At 56.7% G+C, this 26,108-nt stretch carries 24 protein-coding genes; 11 read left to right on the top strand and 13 right to left on the bottom strand.

Annotated features, from left to right (window positions below; genetic code table 11):
• Position 1 precedes the first annotated feature (1 nt).
• The gene (locus tag AAFH99_RS06495) at positions 2-1,015 is read left to right on the top strand and encodes a HupE/UreJ family protein (protein WP_406828991.1); all 1,014 of its coding nucleotides are present in this window, start codon (positions 2-4) and stop codon (positions 1,013-1,015) included.
• Positions 1,016-1,058: 43 nt separating this feature from the next.
• Here the strand turns inward: AAFH99_RS06495 and AAFH99_RS06490 are convergent, their stop codons facing one another.
• From AAFH99_RS06490 to AAFH99_RS06465, 6 genes are all read right to left on the bottom strand, one after another.
• Entirely contained in the window at positions 1,059-1,535 is a 477-nt protein-coding gene (locus tag AAFH99_RS06490; protein WP_043317624.1) for an Lrp/AsnC family transcriptional regulator, read from the bottom strand.
• A gap of 99 nt (positions 1,536-1,634) precedes the next feature.
• Complete coding sequence (locus tag AAFH99_RS06485; RefSeq protein ID WP_406828990.1) at positions 1,635-2,828, bottom strand: pyridoxal phosphate-dependent aminotransferase; 1,194 nt, start codon at positions 2,826-2,828, stop codon at positions 1,635-1,637.
• A gap of 196 nt (positions 2,829-3,024) precedes the next feature.
• The gene (locus AAFH99_RS06480) at positions 3,025-5,226 is read right to left on the bottom strand and encodes an autotransporter outer membrane beta-barrel domain-containing protein (RefSeq protein WP_406828989.1); all 2,202 of its coding nucleotides are present in this window, start codon (positions 5,224-5,226) and stop codon (positions 3,025-3,027) included.
• Positions 5,227-5,307: 81 nt separating this feature from the next.
• The gene (locus AAFH99_RS06475; protein ID WP_043317631.1) at positions 5,308-5,820 is read right to left on the bottom strand and encodes a DUF2878 domain-containing protein; all 513 of its coding nucleotides are present in this window, start codon (positions 5,818-5,820) and stop codon (positions 5,308-5,310) included.
• 92 nt (positions 5,821-5,912) lie between these two features.
• Positions 5,913-7,400, bottom strand: coding sequence for a deoxyribodipyrimidine photo-lyase (phrB, locus tag AAFH99_RS06470; RefSeq protein ID WP_406828988.1), 1,488 nt, complete (start codon positions 7,398-7,400; stop codon positions 5,913-5,915).
• A gap of 24 nt (positions 7,401-7,424) precedes the next feature.
• The gene (locus tag AAFH99_RS06465; RefSeq protein WP_043317634.1) at positions 7,425-8,483 is read right to left on the bottom strand and encodes a DUF523 and DUF1722 domain-containing protein; all 1,059 of its coding nucleotides are present in this window, start codon (positions 8,481-8,483) and stop codon (positions 7,425-7,427) included.
• 227 nt (positions 8,484-8,710) lie between these two features.
• Between AAFH99_RS06465 and AAFH99_RS06460 the strand changes: the two genes are divergently transcribed.
• Complete coding sequence (locus tag AAFH99_RS06460; protein ID WP_406828987.1) at positions 8,711-11,788, top strand: FAD-linked oxidase C-terminal domain-containing protein; 3,078 nt, start codon at positions 8,711-8,713, stop codon at positions 11,786-11,788.
• Between the two features lie 53 nt (positions 11,789-11,841).
• Positions 11,842-12,573, top strand: coding sequence for a tetratricopeptide repeat protein (locus tag AAFH99_RS06455; RefSeq protein ID WP_406828986.1), 732 nt, complete (start codon positions 11,842-11,844; stop codon positions 12,571-12,573).
• A 133-nt stretch (positions 12,574-12,706) separates the two neighbouring features.
• Here AAFH99_RS06455 and AAFH99_RS06450 read toward each other — a convergent pair whose 3' ends face one another.
• Positions 12,707-12,892 (bottom strand): hypothetical protein, encoded by a 186-nt coding sequence (locus AAFH99_RS06450; protein WP_043317638.1) that lies wholly within the window; start codon positions 12,890-12,892, stop codon positions 12,707-12,709.
• 320 nt (positions 12,893-13,212) lie between these two features.
• Here AAFH99_RS06450 and AAFH99_RS06445 point away from each other — a divergent pair, with 320 nt between their 5' ends.
• Positions 13,213-13,635 carry a 3D domain-containing protein gene (locus AAFH99_RS06445; protein ID WP_043317640.1) on the top strand — a complete coding sequence of 141 codons (423 nt, stop codon included), beginning with the start codon at positions 13,213-13,215 and terminating at the stop codon, positions 13,633-13,635.
• A 93-nt stretch (positions 13,636-13,728) separates the two neighbouring features.
• Here AAFH99_RS06445 and AAFH99_RS06440 read toward each other — a convergent pair whose 3' ends face one another.
• Together AAFH99_RS06440 and AAFH99_RS06435 are read right to left on the bottom strand one after the other, a co-directional pair.
• The gene (locus AAFH99_RS06440) at positions 13,729-14,403 is read right to left on the bottom strand and encodes a hypothetical protein (protein ID WP_156035177.1); all 675 of its coding nucleotides are present in this window, start codon (positions 14,401-14,403) and stop codon (positions 13,729-13,731) included.
• 212 nt (positions 14,404-14,615) lie between these two features.
• Positions 14,616-14,882: a hypothetical protein gene (locus tag AAFH99_RS06435; protein ID WP_043317643.1), complete on the bottom strand. Its 267-nt coding sequence runs from the start codon at positions 14,880-14,882 to the stop codon at positions 14,616-14,618.
• 208 nt (positions 14,883-15,090) lie between these two features.
• On the opposite strand from AAFH99_RS06435, the gene AAFH99_RS06430 reads away from it, so the two are divergent.
• Positions 15,091-16,101: a rhodanese-related sulfurtransferase gene (locus AAFH99_RS06430; RefSeq protein WP_406828985.1), complete on the top strand. Its 1,011-nt coding sequence runs from the start codon at positions 15,091-15,093 to the stop codon at positions 16,099-16,101.
• A gap of 30 nt (positions 16,102-16,131) precedes the next feature.
• Here the strand turns inward: AAFH99_RS06430 and AAFH99_RS06425 are convergent, their stop codons facing one another.
• The 3 genes from AAFH99_RS06425 to apbC form a co-directional block, all read right to left on the bottom strand.
• Positions 16,132-16,515, bottom strand: a complete 384-nt coding sequence (locus AAFH99_RS06425; RefSeq protein ID WP_043317647.1) for a hypothetical protein — start codon at positions 16,513-16,515, stop codon at positions 16,132-16,134.
• A gap of 421 nt (positions 16,516-16,936) precedes the next feature.
• A complete protein-coding gene (locus tag AAFH99_RS06420) occupies positions 16,937-17,335 on the bottom strand; it encodes a hypothetical protein (protein ID WP_043317649.1) in 399 nt (132 codons plus the stop codon).
• Between the two features lie 183 nt (positions 17,336-17,518).
• Positions 17,519-18,700, bottom strand: a complete 1,182-nt coding sequence (gene apbC / locus AAFH99_RS06415) for an iron-sulfur cluster carrier protein ApbC (RefSeq protein ID WP_406828984.1) — start codon at positions 18,698-18,700, stop codon at positions 17,519-17,521.
• Positions 18,701-18,883: 183 nt separating this feature from the next.
• Between apbC and metG the strand changes: the two genes are divergently transcribed.
• From metG to AAFH99_RS06390, 5 genes are all read left to right on the top strand, one after another.
• Positions 18,884-20,938 (top strand): methionine--tRNA ligase, encoded by a 2,055-nt coding sequence (gene metG / locus AAFH99_RS06410; RefSeq protein WP_406828983.1) that lies wholly within the window; start codon positions 18,884-18,886, stop codon positions 20,936-20,938.
• 157 nt (positions 20,939-21,095) lie between these two features.
• Positions 21,096-22,028 (top strand): D-2-hydroxyacid dehydrogenase, encoded by a 933-nt coding sequence (locus tag AAFH99_RS06405; RefSeq protein WP_406828982.1) that lies wholly within the window; start codon positions 21,096-21,098, stop codon positions 22,026-22,028.
• A gap of 184 nt (positions 22,029-22,212) precedes the next feature.
• Positions 22,213-22,512, top strand: a complete 300-nt coding sequence (locus tag AAFH99_RS06400; protein ID WP_406828981.1) for a YqjD family protein — start codon at positions 22,213-22,215, stop codon at positions 22,510-22,512.
• Between the two features lie 111 nt (positions 22,513-22,623).
• Positions 22,624-23,124, top strand: a complete 501-nt coding sequence (locus AAFH99_RS06395; RefSeq protein ID WP_043317655.1) for a hypothetical protein — start codon at positions 22,624-22,626, stop codon at positions 23,122-23,124.
• Positions 23,093-23,335 (top strand): hypothetical protein, encoded by a 243-nt coding sequence (locus AAFH99_RS06390; protein ID WP_406828980.1) that lies wholly within the window; start codon positions 23,093-23,095, stop codon positions 23,333-23,335. Before AAFH99_RS06395 ends, AAFH99_RS06390 begins: the two co-directional genes overlap by 32 nt.
• Positions 23,336-23,392: 57 nt before the next feature.
• On the opposite strand, the gene AAFH99_RS06385 is transcribed toward AAFH99_RS06390, so the two are convergent.
• Positions 23,393-24,751, bottom strand: coding sequence for a nitrate regulatory protein (locus AAFH99_RS06385; protein WP_051687025.1), 1,359 nt, complete (start codon positions 24,749-24,751; stop codon positions 23,393-23,395).
• A gap of 498 nt (positions 24,752-25,249) precedes the next feature.
• Here AAFH99_RS06385 and AAFH99_RS06380 point away from each other — a divergent pair, with 498 nt between their 5' ends.
• Positions 25,250-26,098 (top strand): formate/nitrite transporter family protein, encoded by an 849-nt coding sequence (locus AAFH99_RS06380; protein WP_043318451.1) that lies wholly within the window; start codon positions 25,250-25,252, stop codon positions 26,096-26,098.
• The last annotated feature ends 10 nt before the right edge of the window (positions 26,099-26,108 follow it).

Here is a 26,108-nt window from a genome sequence, read left to right as displayed (position 1 = left end):
CGTGAGATTCATCCTCCTGCTCATTACCCTGTGTCTCTCGTCGTTTGCACACACCCACGAGCTACGCCCGGCATCTCTTTCCCTGGAAGAGAGCGCGCCGGGGGAATTTGAGGTAATCTGGCGGGTACCGGCGAAAGGCGACCTGCGACTCTCACTGGATATAGGGTTTGACCAGCAGACACGCGCTTTGACCATGCCCACGGGGCTGTTCGCAGGTGGATATTATGTGGAACGCTGGAAAACCAGCCACCCGGACGCTTTCCTCAGTAGCCGCATCGTCATAAAAGGTCTGGAAAATACCCTGACCGATACACTGGTAACGGTGCGATGGCTCGACGGGCGGGAGCAGATAACCCGTCTGTTGCCGGATCAACCGCAGATGCGGGTAGAAAACAAAGCGGGCAAAAAGGAGATTGCCAACATGTACTTTGTTTTGGGGGTTGAGCATATTCTTTTGGGTATCGACCACCTGCTGTTTGTACTGGCACTGATGGTGCTGGTAAGCGGCGTGCGCCAGCTGATGATCACCATCACCGCATTCACCCTCGCACACAGCGTCACCCTGGCTGCAGCGGTACTGGGAGCAGTTAAATTGCCACAGGGACCGGTGGAGGCGGTGATCGCACTGAGCATCGTATTTGTCGCCGTCGAGATACTCCACAAGCTGGAAGGCCGCACCACCCTGGCCATCCGCAAACCCTGGCTGGTGGCTTTCGGCTTTGGCCTTCTGCACGGTTTCGGTTTTGCCGGCGCATTGTCGGATATCGGCGTCCCTGCGCACGAAGTCCCGCTTTCTCTTGCGGTGTTCAATTTGGGGGTCGAGGCCGGTCAACTGGCGTTTATTACCGCGGTCAGTCTGGTGATGCTGACACTCAGGAAGCTTCCCGGTGTGCACCGTTGGGAACTGCGTACCGGCCACACCGCAACAATGGCCAGCGCGCTACCTGTGGCCTACCTGGTGGGCGGCGTGGCCGCACTGTGGCTGGTAGACAGAACAATTGCCCTGGTTGTCTGAGGAGCTGCACCCTGGGCAGCGACGCAGGGCGGGAGTGTTTCGCCTAATCCTGAAACAATAGTTCCAGCGGATAACCGTTAAATGGCTTGGTCTTTTCAATGACCAGGTGCGAGGTCATTCGGGTAATCGCCGCATCTTCGTCCGCCAGTAACTGTTCGGAGACACGATTGAAATCGCCCGCATCCGGGCATACAAAGCGCAGCATATAGTCAAATTCCCCGGACATTTTCACACAGGAAACAATCTGCTCTATTTTGTTGATAGCGCGCCGGAAGCTTTCGCTGGTACGCGCGTCCTGCCGTTTCAGCGCCACATTGACGTAGAACTCGGCGTGACGCACTTTGTCCAGGTTTACTTCCGCCTGGTATTCGCGGATAAACTTCTCGCTAGTCAGCTTTTTCACCCGCGCCAGGCAGGCACTTTCCGACAGACCAATCTGATCCGCCAGATTCAGGTTACTAATACGCGCATTTGTCTGCAGAACTTCCAGAATTTTCAGGTTGTGGCGATCTATTTTCACGGCTAATTTTTATCGACTGAATGGTTTAACAGGGTCATTTTTAAAACAGCATAACGGGAAACCCGCCGCGCGGGAACACGCAACCTTTCTGATCTATCACTAACCCGCCTTCAGGCAGCCGCCCACTACAAACCGCTCGATCCGGTCCAGCGCACGGGTCAGCTCCACCTCATCAGCCGCCAGAGTCAAACGCACATGGTTGATGGCACTGGGACCAAAAGGTTTTCCTGGCAATACCGAAACCCGTTCCGCGTCCAGCAAAGCGCTGGCAAATGCTTCCCCATCATCCGCAACAGCGGATACATCCACCATCACAAACATACCCGCTTCCGGGGAGTAACAGTTGAGCCCCGGAATTTTTCCGATACGTTCGACGATCAGGTCTCGGCGCTTTTCATAGGCATCGCGCATTTGTTTTACGAAATAGGTATCAAATTCAAGGGCGAAGGCCGCAGCTTCCTGAATAAACTGAGGTACGCCGAAAATCGTGGCACCGGCGTATTCGATCAGGCGTTCGACGAGCTCTCCCTGAGCCACGGCCCAGCCAAGTCGCCAGCCGCTCATGGCATGGGATTTGGACAGTCCATCAATCACGATCACATTGTCGAGATGTTCAGCCGCGGTACGCAGCGAGGTATGGCGGCGGGCGAAAGTGATCATCGAATACATTTCATCGGAGATAAGCCAGATGTCACGCGCGCGACAATACGCCGCCAGCTCACGCAATTGCTCAGGGGTCGCCATGGCGCCGGTGGGGTTCACCGGCGTATTGATCATCACCACACGGGTATCGTCGGAAATTGCCTGCTTGATTGATTCAACATCAAATGCAAATCCCTGGTCCGCGGGGCAGGACACTTTCCTGACCTCCAGCTGCAGGGCGTCGGCAATAGGCACATAGCCAATGTACATGGGCTCGGGAATGACAATCTGCTCACCGGGATTGAGCAGGCAGGAAAGCACCGCATAAATCGCGTTGGTGCCGCCGGGAAAGACCACCACGTCATTGGGATCGCAGGGGTGAGGACTGACTTTGCTCTCGATATCCGCAATGGCACGGCGCAACATCAGCTCACCAGCCGCCGGTGAATAGTGGGTACGCCCTACGCCCAGACGGGCTCGGGCAAAGTCCAGAATGGGCTCCGGTGTATCAAAGTTCGGATCCCCCACACACAGAAAGATGACATCTTCGCCTTTGTCGGCCAGGGCATGGGCACGGTCACTCACCGCCCATACATCGGCATCCGCGGAGTGAAGGGCCTGGCTCTGATTACTGAATCGCGGGGTGTACATCGTCGGGTCCATGATTGGTGGTTGTTATGGGTAGGAGCCTTTGCACGAGCCCGGAATACACCAGACGTGCGCAAGCTCCCTATATCCATAAGGTAACAACCGGTGGAGCAATCCATCGGGCTTACACCCTGATGATTTCGCAGTAGACCGATTATTTAGCACCCTTCGCCGCAGAAAATTCGGCGACAGTCACGGCTCAGAACCGGTAATTGAGGCTTAACCCGCCCACCGCATCGTCCGGGCGAACCAGCACATCTGCCGCCACCCTCAACTTCTCGTTAATGCTCACGCCCACCATGGCCCCGACACCGTTCTGGAATATCCCTTCATTCTTACTGCGATAAGACGGCAGACGCGCCCAATTGAGGTAGATGGAATTCACCCCGATTCCAAGGTCCTGGTAGTCGTCACCGTCGGTGTGCTCGAGCCAGACCTCCCCAAACCACTGATGCTCTCGATCCTCGGGGCTATTGTAAAAGAACCCCGCTTTGCAGCGCCGATAGTCCCGATCCTGCCCGCGAACCCACAACCCTAGCGGATCAAGTGGCTGCCCCCAGGCACCAGCGTAGGTATAACGATCCGCGGTTCTCTCGTGGAAGCCCTCCACATCAATTCGGGTCCACTCGATCGCCGCAAAAGGTCCCATCCGGCTGCTTAGATTGGGGGTCGCGTCATAGCCACCACGCAGGAACGCGCTGTACCCGTCGCCATCGGTGCTGCCATCGAGGCGATGAGTAAAGTGACTGCCAAGCCGAATGGTACGCTGGACATCATCGTACTGAATGTTCGAGTAGGTCGCGGCCCCATCGACAAACCAGAAATCATCGTCCCAACGGGCGAAGGCACTGAGATTGAAATTACGCGCCTTGAAAAATATATCCGTAGGCTCGTATTCACTGCCCCCGTAGGACATTCCGAGCCCCCACTCCAGGTGCTCAAAGCCCGCGAAGCTCATTCCCAGAAAACCATCCCAGGCCGGATACTCATCGTTGATTGCTGGTGCCACACCCAGTTCGGTATGCCCGACACTGGCACCAAAAAACACCGTGGTATAAGGGTCGTGGTAACGCTGAGAAATCAGGTGATGATCAATGTTAATACGGTGCTGACGAGTGTTTTCATACGCCAGGTCAGGCAGCACCCCAAAGTTCACTGCGGCGGTGAGGGTTTCGTAGTAGTAATCCCCCAGTAATTGCTGGCCCGCCAGTGTGGGGTGAATACTGTCGTAAAAAATCAGCATATCCGCATTGGGGTTGGTGCCATTGGCCCCGTAGACCGGGTGTGGATTGGCACAACCGGTGTAGCAGGTTGCACGCTGATTGATCGCGGCAAAGCCGAATGCAGCCGGATCGTCAACCGCCAGCTCGAGAATCCCTTCCATATCCAGCAAGAGAATATTGCCGATGTCATTGACCTGGCGGCGCAACTGGTTGTTGAAATACTCGGTACCCATATTGGCGTAACGAACCGCCGCAGGGCCCTGTGCATAGACAGCCGGCGTGTTACCGATCCGCGGCGCGTTTGTCATGGCGATATATCTGGCACCGGCGTAACGTAACTCCCGGCCTGCGGCGGAAAGAAATCCGGCCGCCCGCGCCATTGAGTCGCGGGAGATACTGCCATTGCGCACACCATCGAGGATGTTGTTTCCACCCCCATTGAGGAAAAAGAGATCTTTCGAGCGAACGGTATTCTGTGGCAGGTAGCCCTGCCCCGTAGCGAAGGGCACGCCGGTCAAAGTGATATTGTTGTTTGGATCATCCACTAAGGCCTGCAACGCAGCCGGGTCATTGAAAGCGCTGGTGGCGGCGATAACCTCCGCTTCACTCAGGTAAGGGCTTTCCCCCATCAACGGATCGCACACCCCATCGGCACCGCAACGGGTGGAATCCGGCAATATCGTGCTCAGTGTATTGTGGTCGGCCACGGTGGTATCCGGGAACAATTGACGGAAACGCTGGGGGCCAACCAGATCCAGCAATACATCCGCTGTGCGATTGCCACCGACCGCCCAATTTGGGCCGTTAGCCAGCACCGATTGGGTGATCTGCTGCAGCTGTTGCTCGAGCGAGCCCGAGGCGGGGGCACAGGGAATAGCGCCGCCAAAGGCAGGCCCGAGGCCATAACAGGAATTGAGTTTCGCAAGCCCCAGACGATCGGCGAGGAAAGAGACCGCAGGCTGGCGAGGGTAGAGACCGTCGGGGTCGTCAGAAGTAAAGACTCCGGCATTACCGTTATCAGATAGGCTATCACCAAAGACTATCAGAGAGCCGTAGAGCGGCTCTTCCGTCAAGGCGGCGGGCGCGTAAAAACTCCCCATCAGTGCCAGCGCGATCGCCGTTGGTAGCCGCGCCACCTTTCCGCATAGACCCTGACGTTTTTCCGTATCTCGCAACACTGGGCTCTCCTTGCCTTGGCAAAATTCCGTGGCAAGTATAGGTCAGTTGCGGCGACTGGATTTTTCCACCGAAGGAATCAATCAGACCTCATTCCGGACAGGCTCCATCGTCCTCATCAACGTGAGCATTATCCGGCTGACACAAGCAGCAAACAGCCCCCAGACGAGGGAAATAACGAGCAGGCATTGCCAGGTGGGGAGCCCCCAGTTCGCGGGGCCGAAATAAATACTGTTGGCGTAAAAAGCCGGTGCCAGCAACAGACCTGCCAATACACACCAGAGAGGAGCTCCCACCAGCCAGGCAAGTGAGTGCCGAACCGTGATCGACAACATCGCCCAGATACAGATGGACCACGCCGGTGGCAGGTTGGAGCCGTAATCCAGAACGCCACTGGCCATAAAGGCCCATTCAACCCCAAACCCGCAAAATATAAACCCGAGGACCACAAAAATGTCCTGAATGTCACGCCACATCAAAAAGTGCAGCATCAGCACCAGAAACAATGCGATCAAGGCCATGGCATTGCCATACAGTAACGCTGTCCACCACCCGATGACGAACAGGGCAAAATTGACCAGTTTTTTATAATGCATTGGGCGACTCATTTATCAGAAGGATTCTGTACCGCGAGCGCAATTTCCCCGGAATACATCCGTAGGGATACAAGAAATAAATCAGAGGATCGCTATTTCTTCAAGTTTGCAAAGGCTTCAATTGCAGTTTTGCGGGATTCAGTCACATCACATATGGGTGCAGGGTAATCGTGGTCAGCGAAGAGGTCCCGGGGGGGGCAGTGCACATCGCGATCGCTCAATTCTGCAAGTTCAGGAACGTATTTTCGAATGAATGCGCCATCTGGATCGTAGCGCCTGGACTGGCTGTAAGGATTGAAAACTCGGAAATAGGGGGCGGCGTCGGTGCCGGTTGACGCCGCCCACTGCCAGCCACCGTTATTGGCCGCAAAATCCGCATCCACAAGCATCTGCATGAAGTAACGCTCTCCCTTGCGCCAATCGGTCAGCAGGTTTTTCGTAAGGAATGAGGCAACAATCATCCGCAGCCGGTTGTGCATCCAGCCAGTCTGATTCAACTGTCGCATGGCGGCATCCACGATTGGAACACCGGTTTTACCCTTACACCAGGCCGAAAAGTTCTTTTCCCGGTTCGCCCAGGGTACGGACTCGGTTTCGGGCTTGAAAGGTTTGTTCCGACACACTCTCGGGTAATTCACCACAAGGTGCTGGTAAAACTCCCGCCACAGCAATTCGCTTAGCCAGGTCGTGGCACCTTCACTACCTCCGGCCCAACGGCCACCATTGGCTTGCGTCGCCATCTGCACACACTGACGAATGGAAACAGCGCCGCAATTGAGATAGGGCGAAAGGCGCGAGGTATTTTTCCTCGCCGGAAAGTCACGCCAGCGGTGGTAGTCATCAATGATTTCTGCAAATGACGCCAGTGCCTTGGCGCCGGCCACCTCTCCCGTGGGCCAGTCAAGTACGTGGCTATCGCCGCCGGGCGCCACACCGTAGTCACCTACGGTTTCGGGGATGCGCCGCACCAGATTGCTGTCGCCATCGACGGCTATCCACTCAGGCCACTGCTCTGCATGTGCACTGCTACGCGATCGGGGGGCGGGCACAGACGCAAAGGCATCCCCACTGTTGTCATGGGCGGCAATAAATGCACGTTTGAACGGGGTAAACACCTTATAGCCATCCCCCTCCCCTGTGGTAATACTGCCCGGGGGAACCAGCGTGCGATCGGTCAAAAGCTCCACCGATACCTGACACTTTTTCAGCTGCGCGCGGACGTTCTGGTCTCGTTTCAGCTCATTCACCGGGTACTCAGCATTGCCGAACAGTGCATCGACCTTCAATTTTTCAACAATCTGAACCAGGACTGCTGGCACCTCGGAGAAACCCGCCACTTCGATAAAATACAGGGGTATATTTTTTCTCTCGAGCGCCGCTTGTAATTGAGCAAGACTACGCAGACGTAGCGCAATCACATTGTCGCCATCCCCGTGCGCCCGCCAGGTATCCGGGCAGGCGATAAAAATGCCGGCCACACACTCACAGTTTTTCGCCGCACGATACAGCGCGGTATTATCTTTCACCCGTAAATCGTTGCGAAACCACACCAGACCTCGCTGATACGTTTTTTCAGCCATGCAATCTGCTCAAGGTCAAATCGATCAATGGAAATCACAAAGACCGAGCTCCGCGGGCTCGGCGGCAAGTAATACCTGATTGTGAATAAAACTGTGGGGACTCCGCGGCAGAAAATGACGAAGCAGTGTGAGCACCGCCGATAACGGCTTGCGCCCCAACCGATACTCTTCGATCAGCTCGCTGAGCTCGGCTTTTTCGTCTTTGCCCAAAAACTCGCGCAGGTGCCCGGCGCTGTGCATAAGCGCATTGGTGCGATCTTTCCGAGAAGCGGGGCGTGCGAGAATATCCATGATGCGCCCGCGTACCTCAAACGCCAGTTCATCCACGGCCATGGATTTGGCATTTGCCAGCAACCGCCCCAATGCGCGGGTTTTATCCTGATGGTGTGCCAGCAGCAGGTACTTGTAAGCGGTGTAAAATTCAATGATCCGGGCAAGCTGGGATGCAGGCTTTGCCGGGGTGGCGCCCCCGGGCTCTGCCGTCTGCGACGTTGCAGGTTCACTTTGCACTTCCTCTTCCGCCTCTAGCTGGACGTAGCGGAACCAGGCATCGTAGGCAAAGACCCGTGTGAGAAAATTCTCTCTTAACTCGCTGTTGTTCAGTCGGCCGACTTCCTCCATGGGAAGATGAGGGAACTGCTGTTGTAACCGGCGAGCAAAAACCCCAACCCCCTCACTGTCGATACCATGACCATTGTCGAGATACCGACGCACTCCACGCAGACCACAACTGGGGGAGTTCTGCATAAAGATGTAGCCGCGGATTTTTGCCAGTTGTGGCACGACGGAATCCGCATACTCCCGCAAGAGCTCGGTCACATCCACATCCGGATCTTCCACCCCAACCACACGCACCGCATCTACTGGGGCGCTTGCGTGCTCCACCAGCAGGTGTATCGGTTTGCGCGGCACTCCCATGCCGATCGCCACTTCAGGGCATAGGGGCAGATAGTCAAAACACTGACCGAGCAGTTCGGTGCACACCTTGCTGTGCTTGTGACCGCCGTTGAATCGTACCGGGTCGCCCATGGCGCACTGGCTGATACCAATGGGGATTTTTCGACTCTGTCGCTGTATTTTCATCAGATCTCTGGCCCGGGTCACATTGCTCTTTCTATCTAAGTCTACTCTACGACCCGAAAGGTTTTCTGGATGACTGGGAGAGCGGCCACAGGGAAACACCGCAGCACTACCGCAATAATCCGACGCGAACCGGCAAATTTTCCGGTAATTGTTGCGCAGCTCGCCACCGCCGCTAAAATGCGGGTCCTTCTTATATATACCAGTCCTACCAAATCCCGGGGCCCGCAATGATTCCAGCACTGCGCGAAATCAACGATGTACAGGCGCTCTACCTGCAGTTCCTGAAAGCACTCAGACAGGGGGGCTTTCACGGCGATGCGAGCCCCAGCTACGCCAGCCGCACGGTGCTTTCCACGGACAACTCTATCTACCAGGTGCTGCCCCAGGCGGTGGTGTACCCGCGGGACATTCACGATCTGCAACTGCTGATGGAACTGGCGGACCGGGAAGAGTTCCACAAGGTGGTGCTCTCCCCCCGCGGCGGCGGTACCGGCACCAATGGCCAGTCCCTGACCGACGGAATCGTAGTGGACATTTCCCGGCACATGAACCGGATTCTCGAGATCAATGCCGAGGAGGGCTGGGTGCGGGTGCAGACCGGTGTCGTCAAAGACCAGCTGAACGCCGCGCTGAAACCCTACGGCCTGTTTTTTGCCCCGGAACTATCCACCAGTAACCGCGCCACCATCGGCGGCATGATTAACACTGACGCCTCGGGCCAGGGCTCCTGCCTGTATGGCAAAACCCGCGACCACGTGCTGGAGCTGACGACGGTACTGATGGGAGGCGAACTCTGGCACTCCTTGGCCATCGATGATGAAGAACTGGCGGAAATCACGACCGGCGACAGCCGTGTCGGCAGGGTGCACCAGGCGGTGGACCGCGTCGAACGCGACAAGCGCGATCTGATTGAGGCCAAATTCCCCAAGCTGAACCGCTGCCTGACGGGCTACGATCTGGCGCATATCCGGGATCGCGAGAACGGCAAGGATGGGCGATTCAACCTCAACAATATACTTTGTGGTTCCGAGGGCACCCTCGGCTTTATTGCCGAGGCAAAACTCAACCTGCTCAAGATTCCCAAGTGTGCGGCACTGGTCAACCTGAACTACGACCACTTCCAGGATGCCCTCAAGGACGCCACCGATCTGATGAAGGCCGGCCCTACCTCCATCGAAACGGTAGACAGCAAGGTATTGCAGCTGGCCATGGGCGACATCGTGTGGGAGAGCGTGAGCGAATTTTTTCCCCAGGATGACCGGCCGGTGCAGGGCATCAACCTGGTGGAATACACGGCGGACTCCGAAGAGGAGCTCGACGCCGCACTGAATAGGTTTACCGCCCACGTAGACAGCCTGATCGGCCAGCCCGGTAAGAGCTTTGCTTACACCATCGCCCGCGGACACGCCCAGGTAAACAAAATCTGGGGTATGCGCAAGCGCGCCGTGGGGCTGCTGGGCAACGCCAAGGGCGAGCAGCGTCCGATCCCGTTTGTGGAAGACTGCGCGGTGCCACCAGAAAACCTCGCCGACTTTATCGCCGAGTTCCGCGCAGCACTTGACGAAGCCGGTTTTGCGTACGGCATGTTCGGCCATGTGGATGCCGGCGTACTGCACGTGCGCCCCGCCATCGATATGAAAGACCCGGAACAGGCCAAACAGGTACGCATCATCACCGAGAAAGTGGTGGGCCTGGCGCAGAAGTACAACGGCCTGCTGTGGGGCGAGCACGGCAAGGGCGTGCGCTCGGAGTTTGCGCCGGAGTTCTTCGGCGAGCTGTATCCGGAACTGCAAAAGATCAAGGCTGCCTTCGACCCTCGCAACCAATTGAATCCGGGAAAGATCGCCACCCCCAGCGCCGCCTCAGGACTGCTCAAGATTGACGAGGTACCCACCCGCGGCGAGCACGACCGCCAGATCCCGGCACAGGTTTGGGAAGGCTATTCCGAGGGAGTTTACTGCAATGGCAACGGCGCCTGCTTCAACTGGAACCCGGACGATGCTATGTGCCCCTCCTATAAAGGCACCCGCAATCGCATCCATTCGCCCAAGGGCCGCGCCTCCCTGATCCGCGAATGGCTGCGCCTGCTGGCGGACCGCGCCGTAGACCCCGAAGCCGTCGCCCGCAAAAATCGCGAACAGTCATTCCTGATCGGCCTGCCCGGGCGCATCAAGAATTCACTGGCCCGCGCCCGTGGTGAATATGACTTCAATCACGAGGTGAACGACTCCATGCAGGCCTGCCTCGCATGCAAATCCTGCGCCGGCCAGTGCCCGATCAAGGTGGATGTACCCACCTTCCGCGCCAAGTTCCTAGAACTCTACTACAGCCGCTACCTGCGGCCTCTGAAAGACTACTTTGTGGGCGGCCTCGAGTTTGTCATGCCACACCTGGCGCGGGTGCCATTACTCTACAATCTGCCTCTGAAACTGAAACCCGTGCGCTGGCTGATGGAGCGCGGTCTGGGCCTGGTAGATTCCCCCAGTATCTCCGCCACTCGGCTGGACAAGGTGATGCGCGAGCTGGGCGTTCCCTACGCCACGCGCGAAAGCCTGCGGGCCTTGGGGCCGGCCCAGCGGGCCAAATCTGTGGTGATCGTACAGGACGCCTTTACCAGCTATTTTGACGCAGATGTGGTGGCCGATACGCTGCGCCTGCTCAAACTGCTGGACTTCAACCCACTGGTTGCGCCATTTCACGCCAACGGCAAACCCCTGCATGTCCACGGCTTCCTACGCCAGTTTGCGCAGACTGCTGCCAGTAACAGCGCCATGCTCAACAGCCTGGCGGAAAGCGGCGTGCCCCTGGTCGGGATAGACCCATCCATGACCATGACTTACCGGGGGGAATACCAGAAGCTGCTGGGAGAAAAGGCACCGCAGGTACTCCTGTTACAGGAGTGGTTATCCCGACACACCGAGCATCTCGCCGGCAATAGAAACCGATTACAGGCCGGCAGTTTTACCCTGCTGCCCCACTGTACCGAGCAATCCAACGCCGCGGCTTCTACCCGCCAGTGGCAGCAGGTGTTCCGCGCTCTGGGGATGGAGCTTACCAGTCAGGCAGCTGGCTGCTGCGGTATGGCAGGCACCTACGGACACGAAATGGCCAACCGTGAGACCTCCCGGGCCATCTTCCAGCAGTCCTGGGCGCCAAAGCTGAGTGGCGACACCAGCACAACCCTGGCCACCGGCTACTCCTGTCGCTGCCAGAGCAAGCGCTTTGCGGACACAAATTTGCGCCATCCGTTGCAGGCTCTACTGGCACAAATCCAAGATTCAGGGTTTACTGTCAGTAATCACTAACTTGCTTGCGGCGGGCGCCGTCCGCCGCAAGCAGCGACTGAGATAGACTGACCATGCTGCCCTTCGGCCGACACCGCACCCGCCCGTTCTTTTCCCTCGCCGTCCTGCTGGCGGCGCTCTATTTACCGAACTCCGCACCGGTAATGGCGCAGGCGGCCGCAGACCGGACGAATCGTGATGTCGCATTATTGATCAGCGAGGCCGAAGAGTACGCCCTAGAGGGCAATTACGATCGGGCACTTCCCCTCTATGAACGCGCCATTGCGGAACTGAAATCTGACCCTCATCCACAGAATCAGCTGCGCTACCGCTACGGCATCATCCTCAACGCTCTCGGCGGGCAACGCCCGGACCTCTACCCCCTGGCGCGAGGGCAGTTCGAAGCCGTACTCGATTACATCGAATCCTCTCCCGGTATTCCCTTTGAGCACTCTGCCGCGCGGGTACGCTCGGCCATTGCACACACCTTCCATCAGGAATCCGCGCTGCAGGAACACCCCGGCCGCCGGGCGGTGATGCTACGCCATGCCTATCAGTTGTATGCAGGTGCCATCGAACAACTGCGCGCAGAGCAAGACTGGCAAAACCTTGCCATTACCTCATTCAATATCGGCCAGGTGTGCGAGTGGCAGGGGAACCTGGAAGAGGCCATTCAATGGCTGGAGCAGGCGGTAGCGCTGGACCGCCAGCACGGTTTTCCCGACCTGGAGGAAGACCAGGCTTATCTGACCGCACTTAGAGAGCTGGTCAACCCACAGCAACCGACAGGGAATACCGCAATTTGAATACTGGTCACTTTACCTACCTTACGTGGCCGGCGACCGGCGAAAACTTAATTAGACATTGGTACAACTTCCCAGGGCGACCCAACGTCCTCACAAAAACGACATAGCCTAAAAATCGGGATTATCTATCACGCTAATAGGCTAAACCTTGCCCGCGATCGTACATTTTCCCGCTGACACCCCCTTTTTCGCGCCGCCACCAAAACTTTTCGCCCTTTTCGGACAGCGAGTCACAAATAATCGCAAAAAAATTTTGTTCCAGCGAACTACCGGTCTTGACGCCCATATCGCCGATTTTTTCACCAATCCTAGATGACATCGCTGTCAACCTGTTCTTCTGGTCAGGAATTCCTTACCAATAAATTCAAACGTTTGTTTCGCGCCCCGTCATCAATCAGTCACATTCAGAGACAGCATCCCAAGCTTAGGGCACCACACGCAGCGATTGGACTATTTGACTTCGGGAATACGAGAATCTTTACGAGGACTGCCCGGTTCTCTGGATAGGCTTGCGCGAAATCCCCCGCCCCCTAATATTGCCCTCCCTGATCAAACATTGATCACTTATGACGAAATCAACTTGGAGCCACACAGACAGCTTCTGTTTGTGACCAGAGTGCTTCCGGAGGTATAGAACCCATGCGACAGAGTCTTAAACAGTACATCATCGTGCTTGCAGCTTCCCTTGCGGCCCTGGCCGGTGGCGATGCCTTTGCCGCAATCAAGGAGTCCCCGGACAAGAAAAAGAAGTCCATGACCGTCACCGCGACCGCCTACAACTCTGTTGAAGGCCAGACCGATGACGACCCCTGGACTGCGGCCTGGAATAACCGTCTGCGCCCCGGCGACAAAATTATCGCCGTATCTCGCGACCTGGAAAAACATGGCCTGACCAACGGCGCCAAAGTGAAAATTGAAGGTTTGCCCGGCACCTACACCGTGCGCGACCGCATGAACAAGCGGTATAAAAACCGCATCGACGTATGGATGGAAGAAGACATCAAGAAGGCCCGTAAATGGGGTAAGAAAAAGCTGAAGATCATCTGGAACCACAAGAAGTAATGTGCCAGTGATTGACAGAAACCCCCTGGGTATTACCAATACCATCCCACAAAAAAACCCGCTCACGCGGGTTTTTTTGTGCATCCGGTTTTCTCACGGCTCCGTGGTGACCTCGATACCGGGCACCTCTCGACACCCCTCATTTTCAATATTGTAGACACTCGGCTGGTAGGCCTGGTTATACCGGTGCTCGATCCCCTCATCGCGAAACACCAGCAGATACTCTTCCTTTACCCACCCCTTGTCAGTGAGATATTCACTCAACCAGAGCAGTGCCGGGCCATCTTCGTGGCACTTCCCATAGAACATCCGGGTCTTTTCCACTAACTGCTTGGTGAGATAGTCGCGGTATTTCCCCGGATAAGTAAAGCGCTCACCGGACAGGTCGCTATTCAGCACGCCATCCTCATTCCCTTCCAATTGTGCCTGGGAGCGATCGCGCCGCTCAGCGGGAGGCAGATCGCGATTCTCCGGTGCAGGGAATTTCTCAGGCTCCGGTGGTTCGTCGCTGTCTTCATCACGCAGCGGACGCTCACCACCGGAACGCTCAATTTTTTCGAGAAATATTGCCGTGTTCTCATCGCAATCAATACATGTGCGACCAGCAATAATGGCGTAGCCCTTAAGCTCAGAAATCAGTTCCGCTTCTGCAAGATCCACATCGATGACTCGATCGTCGGACAGCTTCAGCTCGATACCGGAAAATGCCGGCATCACAGACGAGAAACAGAGCAGGGGAAGTAAAAGACAGTAAGGGAATATTTTCATGCAGAGCAACCACATTTAATACATCTGCAGACCGCGACCAGTTGGCACCGCCAGGGCAACTTTCCTTGCTGCCCTTGGCGGCACCGCGATTGGGTAGTGCTGTTACACTGTCGCGATTCCCTTCTATGTATAACCATAGCAGAGCAACCCGTTCCTGCTGGCTCCGCCGGTTATTATTTACTCCTGAACCCTCAGGCTGCCAGACCTGGCAGCTAAGGCGCTTCCCAGCTACCGCTTTCCTCAGCCGGGCCAATAAAGGCGCCCACCCCCTCTTCCTTCAACGCATCCAGCGCTTCCCGCAGGGCTTCCTCATCCGTATCGAATATGTCTTCCCACACGGTGGAGTTGTTGTGCTCATCAACAATCTCCAGAAGCCAGCCTCCCTCGCCGTCTTCGTAGATATCGATGCTGACCGTATGGTTTCCGTCACTGTAAGCGCGACTCAGGGGGGAGTCCTGGGAAGTGAAGTCTTCGGCCATGGGGTAACCTCGCTGGCTTAGGGAAGTAAAAATAAGTAGCCGATTGGCAGCGACACCCGCGCAGGAATGCCTTCGTCAAGCAGCGTCCTTCACTGTCGAAAAAGTGTACGCTCCGTGGGAAGAATTTTGTTAAAATGCGCGGCGAATTTTTACCGCTTTTCCCCTGAATGCCCCGGATTTACGCTCCGGCCTGCAAAAGGACACCAAAATGACTGCTTCCTCCACCGAAAGCACAACCGTTGTGGTCTGTGCGCTGTACAAATTTGTCAGCCTCGAAGACTTTGAATCCCTGCGTGAGCCCCTGCTCAAGGTAATGCTCGACAACGAGGTTCGCGGCACACTGCTGCTCGCCGCCGAGGGAATCAACGGCACCGTTGCTGGCGACCGGAAAGGTATCGATGCCCTGCTCGGACACCTGAAATCCGACGCGCGCCTCGCCACGCTGGATTACAAAGAGTCCTACGCCGATGAAATGCCGTTCCTGCGCAGCAAAGTCAAGTTGAAGCGCGAGATCGTAACCATGGGTGTGGAAGGTATCGATCCGCGCCGCACCGTAGGCACATATGTGAAACCTGAAGACTGGAACACGCTGATTTCCGACCCGGAGGTGCTCCTGATTGATACCCGCAATGATTACGAGTACCAGGTGGGTACCTTCGAACACGCGGTGAATCCTAACACCACCTCCTTCCGCGAGTTTCCGGACTACGTGAAGCAGCACCTGGACCCAAACAAGCACAAGAAAGTGGCGATGTTCTGCACCGGTGGTATCCGTTGTGAAAAGTCCACCGCCTACCTGAAAGAACAGGGCTTCGATGAGGTATACCACCTGCAGGGCGGCATTCTCAAATATCTCGAGGAAGTGCCCAAAGAGGAGACTCTGTGGAAAGGGGAGTGTTTCGTCTTCGATGACCGTGTGACCGTCAATCACGACCTGGAACCGGGCTCCTACGCCCAGTGCAATGCCTGCCGTATGCCAATTACCGAAGAGGAGATGGCTTCCGAACTGTTTGAGCAGGGAGTCAGCTGCCCACACTGCCACGACAAGGTGTCCGAGGCCGATAAATCCCGCTTCCGCGAGCGGGAAAAGCAGATTCAACTGGCGAAGATCCGCGGTGAGCAACACCTGGGTGAAGATGCCAAAACAGCCACACTCAATCGCAGGCAGCACAAGCAGGCGCTACGTCGGCAGCAGGCAGAACAGGCACGCAAAGCCTGATATGGCAATCGCTCAGTAGTTAAGCCGGAGTCAACTGGGAACTTCGGCGGTGCTGGTGAGCCATTGCAGTGCTTCCGCTTCTGTGAGAAATGAAAAAAACTCCAGGCCATCCTGCCGCGCCTGGTTGCGCATCACCGCGGTGGTATTCAGGCTGGGATTATTGAGGATCGCAATACGCGCCGCGCGCAGCTCCGGCACACTGGCGACAAACCTGCCGTAGCGCTGCTGTTCCTCCAGCGTCATGGACAGTTTGACGACCTTGCGGACATCCGCGAGTATGCGCAGCGGCTTGAGATGCCCGTACTTGGCCACCAGCTGACGTGCGGCCTGCAGTCGATTTTCATAGGTGGCCTCTCCATACAGCAGCAAAAAGACCACTCGATTCTGATTGTCATACCGGATTTGAAAACTCACAGCTACTACTCGCATCCGTTCCGGCGGAACTACTCCACCGCAAAATTACTTCATTTATTCGGCCCCATCGAGCATGGCCAGATGTTACGGCCAAAGCGCCTCGATTGGCACAAAAATCCAGGTTTCATGGTAAATATGTGAAATCAATCCGGAAAACCGTCCCGCCCTGAAACTTTTCTGCCAGCAACAATTGCAGCGCCCGCTTGCGCGGACCCACTGCGGCCGGTTGATCGTTGATCCGTGCACGGCGCATACCAAGTCTGGCGCACGGGTAGGTGCCGTGCTGGAGAATGCGACGGGGTTCGCGATATAAGGACAGACATCAGACGGCTGCCGATTCAGCACCAGCGCTGGACGATTCGGCAAAAAAAGTGAAAGGCAGGAGTCCTGTGGCGGGATTGGCTGAGCAGCTCAGAGGGTATCAGCGCACCTCGCCAAGGGCGGACTTGGACTTTTCACCCTCAGCCAGCCATTGCAGAGCAGCCTGTTCGGTAACAAACTCCAGTACGTTCAACCCTTCCGCACGGGCCACGCCGTCGATCACCACGTTGGCGTTGTAATCCGGCGCATGCAGCACTGCGATACGCCCGTGTTTGACTCCCTGCAGGTGGGCCACGTAGGTACCAAACGCCTCGCGCTCGGCCACGGACATTTCAATATCAGCCTGGCGCACATCCACCAGCACATTCAGTGGGTGCAAGTGCCCATATTTCTCCGCCATCTGGCGAGCCGCGGCACGCTTTTCCGCCGCATCCACACGATCGAAAAAGATGGCACTGACCACACGCGTCGTTGCGTTAAATCGAACCTGAAAGCCCAACTGCAATCTCCTGAGCCAATACATTCAGGGCGGAGGTGCTTCCCAAGGCGAAACACTGCCGACCACCGTTTACCCGACCTCTGGTCGGGAATCCCAGTGCCTACTGGTAACTTGCGGCCACTGAGTATAGCCCCACGCCGCGATCCACCCGGTTGATGTTGGCAACGACGCCGGTTGCCGCGATCAACCCAGTTCAATCTCCGGCATACCGCCATCACTGGCACCAAGCCACACCTGGGCCGCTGCTGCGCGAGCAATGTCCCGGTAAACTGCTGCCACCTCGCCCTCAGGCTCCGCTGCTACGGTCGGACATCCGCCATCTGTCTGCTGACGGATCGACATTGCCAGTGGCAGTTGACCCAGCACCCGGGTTTGGTAGTCCGCCGCCATTCTGTCACCACCACCGGCCCCGAAGATCGGCTCCTGGTGACCACACTTGGAGCAGGTATGCAGCGCCATGTTTTCCACAATCCCCAGCACCGGTACAGATACCTTACGGAACATCTCTACGCCCTTGATGGCATCGACCAGTGCCAGATCCTGCGGCGTAGTGACGATGACCGCGCCGGCCAGAGCCACTTTCTGGGACAGGGTCAGCTGGATATCACCGGTGCCCGGAGGCATATCCACCACCAGATAATCCAGCGCGCCGTGTTCACTGCCGGCACCCCACAGGGTTTGCGTGAGCATCTGATTCAATGCGCCACTGGCCATGGGTCCCCGCCACACAACCGGTGTATCTTCGGTCAGCAGATACCCCAGGGACATGGTCTGCAGGCCCTGCGCCGGAATCGGCACAAAAAACTTGCCGCCCTGGACCTCTGGACGCAACCCTTCGGTGCCGAGCATGGTGGGCAGGCTGGGACCGTAAATATCCGCATCCAGCAGCCCCACCGCCGCACCTTCAGCGGCCAGTGCGAGGGCCAGGTTCACCGCTGTGGTGGACTTGCCCACACCGCCCTTTCCGGACGCCACGGCGATGATATTCTTCACCGCCCGGAGGGAGTCCGGAACGTCTCCTGCAGCTGTACGCTGGATATCAAAAAACAGATCAAACTGAATTTCACTGCCGGCCAGAGCTCCCTGTAGCAGCGGCTCACAGACCGCCTGCACCCGCTTCGCCCAATGGGACTGCTGGCTGGCACAGGGGTATCCAAGGGTCACACCGACATAAACGGTGTTATCGTCAAAACCCACTTCAATATCCGCATCCAGGGCGTCCAGGACGACCCCGGTAGACGGGTCTTCCAGAGCACCAATGGTCTCCGCAATTCGTTCGAGACCGGCCTGAACATCGGGGGAAAGGTCGTTGTGGTCATGATGGTCATCGGTCACGGCGGAGTCCTCACTAGAATAGATGGGCATTCGGAAGCTGGGGCGGCATTGTGGTCAAGCTTCGCACAGATGACAAGCCGCCCACCTGCGGGTCCCTGTCATCGGGCCGGGTGCCTTACAGCCCCCATTTCTGCTATATTCCGCGCTCTTTTCGGCCCCGGCCGGCTTCGTTCGAAGCAGCCACACAGACTAATCTCGCAGCTTTTGGAATCCATGATGTCTCACACCGACAGTCAGCCCAGAAACATCCTCGTCACCAGTGCCCTGCCCTACGCCAACGGCTCCCTGCACCTGGGCCATATCCTCGAGTATATCCAGACCGACATCTGGGCCCGTTTCCAGCGCGCCCGCGGCAACCAGTGCCTGTATATGTGCGCGGACGACGCCCACGGCACCGCCATCATGTTGAAAGCCGAGCAGCTGGGCCTGACCCCGGAGCAGCACATCGCCAATATGCAGGCGGAGCACGAACGGGATTTTTCAGACTTTCTGATTGGTGTGGACAACTACCACTCCACCCATTCCGCCGAAAACCGCGAGCTTTCGGCGATGATCTACAAACGCCTGCGAGAAAATGGCCATATCGCCTCGCGTACCATTACCCAGGCGTTTGACCCGGAGAAAGAACTGTTTCTGGCGGACCGCTACATCAAAGGCACCTGCCCGAAATGTAAAGCCGAGGATCAGTACGGTGACAACTGTGAAGTCTGCGGCGCGACCTACAGCCCAACAGAGTTGATCAACCCGGTCTCCGCCATCTCCGGCGCCACGCCAATCGAGAAAGAGTCCGAGCACTTCTTCTTTACCCTGCCGGCATTCACCGATTTCCTGAAACAGTGGACCCGCTCCGGCACCCTGCAGAGCGAGGTGGCGAACAAGCTGTCCGAGTGGCTGGATGACGGCCTGCAGGAATGGGACATCTCCCGCGATGCGCCCTACTTTGGCTTCGAGATTCCCGATGCGCCGGGCAAGTATTTCTATGTGTGGCTGGATGCACCCATCGGCTATATGGCCAGCCTGAAAAACTATTTTGACAAGAAGTGCGACGCGAATAGCCAGGACTGGCTGGAATACTGGAAAAAAGACAGTACCGCCGAGGTGTATCACTTTATCGGCAAGGACATCGTCAACTTCCACGCGCTGTTCTGGCCGGCGATGCTGGACTCCGCCGAGTTCCGCACTCCTACCAAGGTGTGTGTGCACGGCTTCCTGACCGTGAACGGCAAGAAGATGTCCAAATCCCGCGGTACTTTTATTAACGCGCGCAATTACCTGGACAACCTGAACCCGGAATATCTGCGCTACTACTTCGCCGCCAAGCTGACCGCAGGTGTGGACGATCTGGATCTTAACCTGGAAGACTTTATTGCCAAGGTGAATTCAGACCTGGTGGGTAAAGTGGTGAACATTGCCTCCCGCACCGCAAAGTTTGTGAGCAAGTCCGGTGGCGCACTGGCCAGTGAACTCGCCGACGCGGCCCTGTGGAGCCAGTTTGTGGAAGCGGCGCCGCGTATTACCGAATTTTTTGAAGCGCGCGAATACAGCCGCGCGACCCGCGAGATCATGGCGCTGGCGGATGCGGCCAATGCCTGGATTGCGGAAAAGGCGCCCTGGTCTCTGGCGAAAGAGGAAGGCAAGGAGGATGAGGTGCTGGCGATCTGTTCTCAGGGCGTGAATATGTTCCGCGCGCTGATTACCTGGCTGGCGCCGGTGCTGCCGGAAACCGCGAAAAAAGCCGAGGAGTTCCTCGGTGTGTCGCTGGACTGGAAGTCGGCAACGGTACCGCTGGCGGGCCACACCATTAACAAGTTCAAACCGTTGATGCAGCGTGTTGAGAAGGCTCAGGTGGAAGCAATGCAGGAAGCGGCGAAGGAATCTCTGGCGCAACTGCAGGCGGAGACCAAGGCTGCCTCAGGGCCACTCGCAGACGATCCGTTGGCGGAGCAGATTGAGTTTGATGATTTTGCCAAGGTGGATCTGCGTATCGCATTGATTGCCAATGCGGAACATGTGGAAGGTGCGGGCAAGCTGTTGCGCCTGACTCTGGATCTGGGTGGTGAGACCCGCAATGTGTTTGCCGGAATCAAAAGCGCTTACAGTCCGGAAGACCTGATCGGTAAGCACACGGTGATGGTGGCCAACCTGGCGCCGCGCAAGATGCGTTTTGGTGTTAGTGAAGGTATGGTGCTGGCGGCGGGCCCCGGCGGCAAGGACCTTTGGATTCTGGAACCCCACGAAGGTGCTCAGCCTGGTATGCGGGTGATGTAATTCCACTTTCTCCCGGGGCTTTTTTAAGTCCCAGGTCTAAGTCCCGGGCGGCCGTCCGGGGCCATTCCCTGCTCCGCAACCTCATGGGCAATCGCTCCACAGGAAATGGCCCCAGAGGGCCTATCTTCGACTTAATTTGGTTTAAAAGGACTTTGTTATGCGTGGGGTTTTTCTTGATGCGTTGACGATGAAGCTGGACGAACTGGATACGTCCGCGCTGGAAAGTTCGCTGGAACAGTGGGCGTTTTTTGACACGACTTCGCCGGAACAGACGGCGCAGCGTATCGCTGAAGCAGATGTAGTGATTACCAACAAGGTGGTGCTTGATCGGAATCTGATTGAAGGCGCTGCTAATCTGAAGTTGATTTGTGTGTGTGCCACCGGCACCAATAACATTGATCTGGATGCGGCAGCTGCTCGAAACATCCCGGTCAAGAATGTGGCCGGCTATACCGGTACCTCTCTCGCACAGCATACTCTCGCGCTGATTCTCGCCCTGGCCACTCGTTGGCACCAATACAACAACGATGTGCGCGATGGCCTCTGGAGCCAATCGCCGGTTTTCTGTCGCCTGGATTACCCGGTAATGGAACTGGATGGGAAGTCTCTGGGAATCATCGGTTACGGGGATCTGGGCAAGAAAGTCGCGCGGCTGGGTGAGGCGCTGGGGATGCGTGTTCTGGTGGCGGATTCGTTTACCGGTGAGACAAAGCCTGGCCGTGTGCCGCTGGATCAGCTACTGGCGGAATCCGATATTGTCAGCCTGCATTGCCCGCTGACGGAACAGACGGGTCGACTGGTGAACGGTGCATTTCTTGCGACCATGAAAAACTCCGCATTTCTTATCAATACCGCTCGCGGTGGGCTGGTAGACGAGAATGCTCTGGTACAGGCACTCAGAAAGGGCGAGATTGCCGGTGCTGCGCTGGATGTGTTGAGTGTGGAACCACCACCCGCAGATCACCCGTTGCTTGCTGGAGAAATTCCCAACCTTATTATCACACCGCACAATGCCTGGATCAGTCGCGAGAGTCGCCAGCGACTGCTGGACGGCGTGGTCAGAAACATTATCACCGCATTCACGAATTGATCTATTCCAACTGACTTATTCCAACCGACTCTGGGATGGTCTCCCGCGGTCTCACTAAGACCTGACTGTTCTGTCGCCATAGCTGCTCATACCGTTTTTTCTCAAAGCGCGCTTTGCGCTTCGATATCCCCGATCCTCGCCTTATCCTTCTGGCTCACCTTGATTGCTATCGGAGGGTTAAACCATGGCAACCGCAAAAGCCCCAAACTCAGGCACCGCCAACACGGGTAGTACCCGGGACAAACTGCATCAGGCATATCATCTCGCCGGTGAGGCCGCGCACGATACCGCCTCCAACGTCAAAATGCGCGCGCGGGAAACTGCCGATACCGTCAAAGCACGTACCCGGCATGGCATGGAAAAAGGCAAGCAGCGCGCGCAGGATGTGGCCGAAAAAGCGGAAAACTCTATCAAGGCACACCCATTGGTCAGTATCGGTTGCGCGTTTGCGGCGGGCTGGCTGATCGCGAAAATCCTGAAGTAGCATTTCCGTCGCAGTTTTGTTGCGAAGATGCAATGAACAATACCCGGCAACGATGGCCGGGTGTTTCTATTTCCGGTCAGATAACGTGGCATCGAACATTGGGGTAATTACATGGCGGGTCCGCACGATTCAGAGAGACCACAATGGCGGGATCATCAGGCAGATGACGACAAGCGTCAGACAGACCACGCACACAATAGTTTCGATCAGATGGAAAGCCTGACGCAGGAGTTCAATGCGATACGCGATCGAGCCGAGGCGACCCTGACGCTGGCATCCGCCTGGGCGGAAAACTTTACCAATCTGGTACAGCTGGAATTCAGACGTTCGTTACAGGCGGGCTCACGCATTTTCGTAATGCTGCTGATTCTTTTTTTTCTGGTGATCTCAGTGATTGTCAGCCTGTGTGGCGGGCTGGGCCTTCTGGGTTATTACTACTTTCAATCAATCTATGTCGCCTTTGGCATATTTTTGTTTTCGCAAATCCTGATCATAGGCGGGCTGCTGCTCACGGCAAACAACCTGAAAAAGCTACTGGGATTTGATGAATCCCGCAGGCAGGCTAAAGAGGCTCTGGAAGATGTCACTGCGCTCTTTAAACAACCAGATTGAACAACGCCGCCAGACGATGCAGAAGCAACGTCATTGTGCGCTCGCACTCATGCAGCAACAGCGGGCTCAAGCGCTAGCACAGGCCCAGCGTGTTCCCCTGCCCGCAGCCATGCTCGGCGCTTTCGCTGCGGGCTTTGCCATTCAGCGGTTTTTAAATCGCCCCACTACCCACACTCTGGTGAACTGGTACCTCACGCTACGGGCTATTTAACAGATGCAAGTCGCTCAAACGGCTCGCACTGCACTGCCTGGACACCGATGATTTGTGTCAAGGTTCCAGCAGTACCGCATCTCGGCGGGCCCCTATGGCTTTCCCCGGCGCTCCAGTGGGCAGGCGCTGCGCCGCGCTGGCGGCAATAATCCGTTCGGCCACATCTGCCAGCTTCAGATTCATATCCATCGCTCTCTGTTGCAGGGTGCGATAAGCGGCGTCTTCACTCATTCTCAGACTTTTCATCAGTATTCCTTTTGCCCGCTCTACCAGCTTGCGCTCGGTCAGGGATTTTCGGGTCTCTTCCAGTTCGGCACTCACCCTTTGGATATGCGCCACCTGGGAGCGAATCAGGTCGTACAGGGAATGCGCCAGCGGCTGACCGCGCAGGGTACCAAAATCACTGGCCCCGACACTGCCATATAAGCCCGGCACTTCCGGGTCAAACAATACCGTCAGCGCCGGCAGTTTATGCCATTGCGCGGCTTTCATCTGCTGTAGCTGCGCGTAGTGATGGCCAAGTTCGGATTGTGCATCGGAGACCCGCTGGCGGCTCACATGCAACAGGCGCGCGGCCATGGCATCCTCAAGACGGTGCATGGCATCAATACGTGCGGTGGCCAGCTGATACCAGACCTCACTGATTTCTGAAGCAATCGGCTCACCATTTTTCAGCCCCGCAATCACCAGCCTGAGTCGCCGCAAATCTCGTGACTCCTGACTGTTTTCGATCGATTGCCAGCGCAAGGATTCGCTCTCCCCGGCGTATTCCGCAAACACAGCCAGGCTTCTTGTCTGGCAGTCTTGTAGCCGCTGTAAGCGCTCATGCACCTTCGCATCAAACTGGCTACTGGCAAACCCGATGGCCCCCCAGGCTCGCTCCTGACCGGAAAACTCTTTCGCTTGCATGAAATTGAACAGGGCAACCAGTAGACGTGTCACTTCCGGGTCGTCAGCGACATCCGCCGCTTCAAAAACCACGCTAAGCAGCCCGGCAATCAGGCGACAGTAGGCGTCGGTAGATTCCAGCGCGCTGACTTCAAACGCATCGATATGCCTGCGCAGTTCCATCAGTTCATCCAATCCATGCAATGAATAGGCGATACTGTTCAGTAGCCGCATATCGGCCGATGCATCATTGGGCCCATTCTGCAGATAGCGATTGTGCAACAGTGCGCGAAAACGCCCTTCACTGCACTGACAGTTCCGAACCTGGGTATCGCGCTGTTCATGGAAACGAAAACCTGCCGATACCAGATAGATATTGCTGATACCGCGCTCGCGCTGCAGTTGATGAACGAGGTCCGAAACGGTAGTTACCAGCTCACAACTCCCGGCGAGTCGCTCCAGCGCCTGAATTTCCGCACGCTTGGCAGCAAGCAGGAATTTTTCCGCATCTTCACTGTGGTTGTGCATGGTAGCGCCTCCGCATGCCACTGCTGGGGGAGTGAAATATCGAGTCAACGAATATGCAGTTAACCCAGCAATTTATATTCCACACGACACCGGGAGACAGTTAAATCCACGGTCCGGCCAAACCTCCCCTACACAATGCACCAGACTTGATCACCGCCAACTAAAAGCACCAAATTGGCGCACCCCGCCAGCCTCTTGTGGCGCCCAAGTGTGAGACTCAGCGCTACACGTAAAGATATCGGGGGCCCGTACACAGGAAATGCTGCGGCTGACTCCCGTTAAAACTGGCATTGAGTTTGCTACATATAACCCGTGCGAGCAGGTGCAATGCTGCACTCACGGGTTTACCCGAACAATCAGAACACTCTGGATAAAGGCGTCCACCACTTTCCGATGCGTATCGGTCTGTGTGGGCGCTTTTTTTGTGCCCAAAATCCGCCGGCCCGCGGAAGACCGCAGAAATGGTTTAGCCTCCAGCACTTAATAAAGGAAACGATTATGGCTTATCTCGCTCCTACCGAATTTGTGACCAAAATGGTCGATGCCGGGGAATCGAAAATATACATGTCCACGCGGGACACCCTGGTGCGCGCCTATATGGCCGGCGCCATTCTCGCGCTGGCCGCGGTGTTTGCGGTAACCGTCGGCACCATGACCGGCTCCCATCTGATCGGTTCGATCCTGTTCCCGGTGGGCTTCTGCATGCTTTACCTGATGGGGTTTGACCTGCTGACCGGTGTATTCGTGCTGGCGCCGCTGGCCTGGCTGGACCGTCGACCGGGAGTGACCTGGGGCGGGATCCTGCGGAACTGGGGGCTGGTCTTCCTGGGCAATTTTGCCGGCGCCCTCACCGTCGCGGTCATGATGGCGTTTGTCTTCACGATGGGCTTCAACACCGAACCCGGTGCGGTGGGTGCCAAGCTTTCCTCAATCGGTGAAGCGCGCACTCTGGGTTACGCGGAGTACGGTGCCGCCGGTTGGTTTACTATTTTTATCCGCGGCATGCTGTGCAACTGGATGGTTTCCATGGGTGTAGTGGGCGCAATGATTTCCACCAATGTGAGCGGCAAGGTGATCGCCATGTGGATGCCCATCATGCTGTTCTTCTTTATGGCGTTCGAGCACTCGGTGGTAAACATGTTCCTGTTCCCCACCGCGATCATGATGGGTGGTGACTTCTCGGTGATGGATTACCTGATCTGGAATGAGATTCCCACCGCACTGGGTAACCTGGTTGGCGGTCTGGCCTTTACTGGCCTGACGCTCTACAGCACCCACTACAAAACGGCACCCAAGCGTCAGCTGAAAACGGAAAACGGCGCTGCCGGCAAAGAGGCTCTGGCCTGATCGCAATACA

Source organism: Microbulbifer sp. ARAS458-1 (assembly GCF_045348205.1).
Taxonomy (GTDB): domain Bacteria; phylum Pseudomonadota; class Gammaproteobacteria; order Pseudomonadales; family Cellvibrionaceae; genus Microbulbifer.
The sequence above is the reverse complement of the archived record's forward strand: the minus strand, read 5'-3'. Positions and strand labels throughout refer to the sequence as shown.